General features: G+C 59.3%; 1 protein-coding gene. It reads left to right on the top strand.

Annotated features, from left to right (window positions below):
* Positions 1 to 1,284 carry an IS256 family transposase gene (locus KBX19_RS11250; RefSeq protein WP_255999055.1) on the top strand — a complete coding sequence of 428 codons (1,284 nt, stop codon included), beginning with the start codon at positions 1 to 3 and terminating at the stop codon, positions 1,282 to 1,284.
* Positions 1,285 to 1,319: the final 35 nt, after the last annotated feature.

Below are 1,319 nucleotides of genomic sequence, written 5' to 3'. Positions count from 1 at the left end.
ATGGAAAATCCTGAGCTGGCCAGCCTGATTAGCGAGCTGTCGACCTCTGCTGATGATGCAAGCGACCTGGTCAAAGGCCTGTTGCAGGCCTCGATCAACGCTGGTCTGCAGGCGGAGATGGATGCCCATTTGGGCTACGAGCACTCCGACCGCAATGCCAAAGCCCAGCTGGATGGCACTGGTGGCGGTAACTACCGCAATGGGTCGTACACCAAGACCGTTAATTCTGGTTACGGCGAGGTGGATGTGACCATGCCCAGGGATCGTGCCGGCACGTTTGCCCCGCAGATGGTGCCCAAAGGCTCCCGTCGGCTCACAGAGCTCGACGACATGATCATTTCCCTGTACGCGGGCGGGATGACCGTGCGCGACATCCAGCATCATCTCGCCACCACTCTGGGGGTGGACATGAGCCCAGATACGATCAGCACGATCACCGACGCGGTGTTGGATGAGGTGCTGATCTGGCAAAACCGCCAGTTGGATGAGTTCTACCCGGTGATATTCCTCGACGCGCTACGCGTGAAAATCCGCGATGGCCACCGTGTGGTCAATAAGGCCTGCTACATGGCGATCGGTGTGGACATCGACGGCATCAAGCACATCCTGGGACTGTGGATCGCTGATAACGAAGGTGCCGCTTTTTGGGCTTCCGTGTGCGCTGATCTGGCCAATCGTGGCGTCCAGGACGTGTTCATCGTGTGCTGCGACGGGCTCAAAGGCTTACCCGAAGCCGTAGAAGCTACCTGGCCGAACTCCATGGTGCAGACCTGCATCGTGCACCTGATACGGGCAGCGAATAGGTGGGTGTCCTACCAGGACCGCAAAGGTGTCTCCCGTGCGCTGCGTGAGGTCTACACGGCCGCCAACGAGGACACCGCTCGTGCCGCCCTAGACGCGTTCGAGGCCTGTGAGCTGGGACGGAAGTACCCGCAGTCGGTGAAAGTGTGGCGTGATGCGTGGGAGCGGTTCGTGCCGTTTCTGCAGTTCCCGCCAGCAGCCCGCAGGGTGCTCTACACCACGAACGCGATTGAATCGCTCAATGCTGAATTGCGCAAAGCTACCCGCAACCGGGGCCAGTTCCCCAACGACACCGCGGCGTTGAAGACGCTGTGGTTGATGATCTGCAACATCGAAGACAAACGCGCTGCCCAGCGGGCGAAGAAAGCGAAGCGCGACATCGAATGCAATGGCTATATTGAAGGAGCGAAGGCCACCGGGTGGAAACAAGCCATCAACCAACTAGCCGTGGCTTACCCCGACCGATTCGCCGACTACTTGTAAACCAAACCCCCACACACAAACAATCGGACACCCTC

The sequence above is a fragment of the Corynebacterium sp. CCUG 71335 genome (assembly GCF_024454075.1).
In the GTDB taxonomy this organism is placed as follows: domain Bacteria; phylum Actinomycetota; class Actinomycetes; order Mycobacteriales; family Mycobacteriaceae; genus Corynebacterium; species Corynebacterium genitalium.
This window is presented reverse-complemented; position numbering and strand designations above follow the sequence as displayed.